Below are 3,395 nucleotides of genomic sequence, written 5' to 3' on the forward strand. Positions count from 1 at the left end.
CATATGTCACGCTCTGTTTGGAAAGGCCCCTTTGTGGATGCTTACGTGCTTAAGAAAGCCGAAGCGTCACGCGAGAGCGGTCGTAACGAAGTCATCAAAATCTTGTCGCGCCGCAGCACGATTCTGCCGCAGTTCGTGGGTCTCACGTTCGGTGTCTACAACGGCCAGAAGCACATTCCTGTAAACGTCACAGAAGACATGATCGGTCAGAAGTTTGGTGAGTATTCACCAACACGCACCTATTATGGCCATGCTGCTGACAAAAAAGCGAAGCGGAAGTAAGCCATGAGCAAGGATAAGAATCCCCGCCGCGTGGCAGACAACGAAGCAATGGCAAAACTGCGCATGCTCCGTACCTCCCCGCAAAAGCTGAACCTTGTTGCCGGTATGATCCGCGGCAAGAAAGTGGACAAAGCGCTGACAGATCTGGCGTTTTCAAAAAAGCGTATTGCTGTTGATGTGCGTAAGTGCCTTCAGTCGGCCATCGCCAATGCTGAAAACAACCATAACCTGGATGTGGACGAGCTGATCGTGGCAGAAGCCTATGTCGGTAAGAACCTAACCATGAAGCGCGGTCGCCCACGGGCGCGTGGTCGTTTCGGTAAGATCATCAAGCCGTTCGCCGAGATCACCATTCTGGTCCGTCAGATCGAGGAGCAAAGCTAATGGGTAATAAAACCAATCCAATCGGCATGCGCCTTCAGGTGAACCGTACTTGGGACAGCCGCTGGTATGCGGATAGCAAAGATTACGGGAACCTTCTTCTGGAAGATCTCGCAATCCGCGAATTCGTCAACAAAGAGTGCAAGCAAGCGGGCATCGCCCGTGTGATTATCGAACGCCCACACAAGAAGTGCCGCGTTACGATCCACACTGCACGCCCTGGTGTGATTATTGGCAAGAAAGGCGCGGACATCGAAACGCTCCGCAAGAAGCTGGCCAAAATCACAGACAGCGAATTGCACTTGAACATCGTTGAAGTACGCAAGCCAGAGCTGGACGCACATCTTGTCGGTGAGAGCATTGCTCAGCAGCTCGAGCGCCGTGTTTCTTTCCGTCGCGCTATGAAGCGTGCCGTTCAGAACGCAATGCGCATGGGTGCTCTTGGTATCCGCGTTAACGTCGCGGGTCGTTTGGGCGGTGCAGAAATTGCACGGACCGAATGGTATCGTGAAGGCCGCGTGCCTTTGCATACACTGCGCGCCGATATCGATTACGCTCACGTTGAAGCCTTGACTGCATATGGCATCATCGGGATCAAAACCTGGATCTTCAAAGGCGAGATCATGGAACACGATCCCCAAGCGCGTGACCGTAAAGCACAGGAACTCCAGGATGGCCCTGCACCTCGCGGTGCTGGCGGTCGTCGCTAAGGGAGAGAGAAGATGCTTCAACCAAAGCGTACCAAATTCCGCAAGCAGCACAAAGGCCGTATCAAAGGTCTTGCTAAGGGCGGATCTGATCTGAACTTCGGCACGTATGGCCTTAAGGCCACGCAGCCCGAGCGTGTAACTGCACGCCAGATCGAAGCCGCACGTCGCGCAATGACGCGTCACATGAAACGTCAAGGCCGTGTCTGGATCCGGATCTTCCCAGACGTTCCCGTGACCTCCAAGCCCACCGAAGTTCGTATGGGTAAGGGTAAAGGTTCCGTGGACTTTTGGGCAGCCAAGGTCAAACCAGGCCGCGTGATGTTTGAAATTGACGGTGTCAACGACGACATCGCCCGTGAGGCGCTTCGCCTTGCCGCGATGAAACTGCCTGTGAAAACACGGGTTGTTGTGCGCGAAGACTGGTAAACGACAGCCTTCGGGCGTTCGTTAGAAATTGAGAAACCCCTGCCGAGTGATCGGTGGGGGTTTTTCGTTGCTGCAGGATTTGGTGTCTATGCATTCCAGTTGAACCAACGCCTCTTGAGAGTGGTCGATTCCCGCCTTTGCGATGTCGCCGAATTGCCAGACCTAGCGCCGTTTCCGCTCGTTCATGGAGAAAATTCGGGAGACCATCATGCAAGCAACCGGCGCGGCATTCATCAATCTTGCCACTTACCCAATCAACCAACGCGGACCTGAACGCGATGCGGTTCTTGCCCGTGTGCGCGCCGATCTTGAGGCGCATGGCTGCGCGGTCCTGAAAGGCTTCCTAACGCCCGAAGGTATCGATGCATTGGCGGCGGAGGCGGACAGCGTTTCTGACAAGGGCCACAAGACGTTCAACAAAACCAATGTCTACTTCACACAGGATGATCCAAACCTGCCAGCGGATGATCCGCGCAGGCGCTTTTATGAGCGCTCCAATGCCTTCATCCCCGCAGATAATTTCGCCGCAAGTGGTGCCTTGCGCAGTGTGCATGATTTTGAGGGCTTCGATCAGTTTATCCAGGACTGCCTGCAAGAAGAGAAATTCTATCGCTATGCAGACCCGCTTGCCGATGTAATCGTGAACATGGCGGGCGAGGGCAACGGCTTTCCATGGCATTTTGACACCAACAATTTCACCGTCACGCTGGCGATCCAGAACGCAGAGGAGGGCGGTGCCTTTGAGTACGCGCCGCGCATTCGCGAACAGGACGAAAACTTCGGCGAGGTCACACGCGTGCTGGATGGCACGTCTGAAAAGGTTCGGGTCCTCAATCTGGAGCCGGGCGATTTGCAGCTTTTTTGCGGGCGTTATTCCTTGCACCGCGTCGCGCCGCTTAAGGGCGCGCGGCCGCGCTATGTGGCGATCTTTTCCTATGTGGAAGAGCCCGGAATGGTCGGTAGCGTCGAGCGCACGATGCAGCTTTATGGCCGTGTCCTGCCAATCCATAAAGAGCGTGCAGGACAACGTGCGGACAGCTTCCTGGATTAACAAATACGCAGGCTGCCCCGAAGCGGAGAGGGGCCAAGTACACCACACATCCAAGTGACTCGCACTTTCGGGGCAACCGCGATATCCCTTGTCGCACACGACTCGCTAACACGACGATAAGGATAGCACTGCCATGCTCACCCGCCGCCATTTCATCGCGACCTCTACGGCGCTTTTTTCTACGCCCATTGCCAATCTTGCCAATGCTGCGCCGACGTCCAATCGATCACAGTGGGATGCATGGGACGCGCAGATCACGCCAGCGGCTTATGACCCAGCAACGTCCAACCCATGGGGATTGCACCGTCGCTTTCTTCCGCAGCGGGTTGAAGCCAATGCAGGTTTGACGCCAGGTGACATCCACGTGGATGCCGTCGCACGCTATCTGTATCACATTGAAGAGGGCGGAACGGCGATGCGCTACGGCGTGGCGATTGCGCGCGGTAAGCTTTACGAGCCGGGCACGTTTACGATCAAACGCAAAAGCAAATGGCCCACTTGGACGCCAACGCCTGCAATGATAAAACGCGATCCACATCTATATG

The 3,395-nt window shown here is 55.4% G+C and carries 6 protein-coding genes; all 6 read left to right on the forward strand.

Features of this window, described 5'->3' with window-relative positions; translation table 11 throughout:
• The first annotated feature begins 3 nt into the window (after positions 1 to 3).
• A complete protein-coding gene (rpsS, locus tag WBC85_RS03220; protein WP_424433240.1) occupies positions 4 to 282 on the forward strand; it encodes a 30S ribosomal protein S19 in 279 nt (92 codons plus the stop codon).
• A gap of 3 nt (positions 283 to 285) precedes the next feature.
• Positions 286 to 666, forward strand: a complete 381-nt coding sequence (gene rplV / locus WBC85_RS03225) for a 50S ribosomal protein L22 (RefSeq protein WP_040776020.1) — start codon at positions 286 to 288, stop codon at positions 664 to 666.
• Positions 666 to 1,373, forward strand: a complete 708-nt coding sequence (rpsC, locus tag WBC85_RS03230; RefSeq protein ID WP_424433236.1) for a 30S ribosomal protein S3 — start codon at positions 666 to 668, stop codon at positions 1,371 to 1,373. Before rplV ends, rpsC begins: the two co-directional genes overlap by 1 nt.
• Before the next feature lie 12 nt (positions 1,374 to 1,385).
• A complete protein-coding gene (rplP, locus tag WBC85_RS03235) occupies positions 1,386 to 1,799 on the forward strand; it encodes a 50S ribosomal protein L16 (protein ID WP_424433237.1) in 414 nt (137 codons plus the stop codon).
• Positions 1,800 to 2,007: 208 nt separating this feature from the next.
• A complete protein-coding gene (locus WBC85_RS03240; protein WP_424433238.1) occupies positions 2,008 to 2,850 on the forward strand; it encodes a HalD/BesD family halogenase in 843 nt (280 codons plus the stop codon).
• 133 nt (positions 2,851 to 2,983) lie between these two features.
• Positions 2,984 to 3,395, forward strand: a 412-nt coding sequence (locus WBC85_RS03245; RefSeq protein WP_424433239.1) for a L,D-transpeptidase, incomplete at its 3' end; no start/stop codon positions are given.

The organism is Planktotalea sp. (genome assembly GCF_049680325.1).
Taxonomy (GTDB): domain Bacteria; phylum Pseudomonadota; class Alphaproteobacteria; order Rhodobacterales; family Rhodobacteraceae; genus Planktotalea.

What these genes read in the sequence shown, in the direction of transcription:
- rpsS (WP_424433240.1), top strand. Translation starts at nt 4, where the DNA reads ATGTCACGCTCTGTTTGGAAAGGCCCCTTTGTGGATGCTTACGTGCTT.
- rplV (WP_040776020.1), top strand. Translation starts at nt 286, where the DNA reads ATGAGCAAGGATAAGAATCCCCGCCGCGTGGCAGACAACGAAGCAATG.
- rpsC (WP_424433236.1), top strand. Translation starts at nt 666, where the DNA reads ATGGGTAATAAAACCAATCCAATCGGCATGCGCCTTCAGGTGAACCGT.
- rplP (WP_424433237.1), top strand. Translation starts at nt 1,386, where the DNA reads ATGCTTCAACCAAAGCGTACCAAATTCCGCAAGCAGCACAAAGGCCGT.
- WBC85_RS03240 (WP_424433238.1), top strand. Translation starts at nt 2,008, where the DNA reads ATGCAAGCAACCGGCGCGGCATTCATCAATCTTGCCACTTACCCAATC.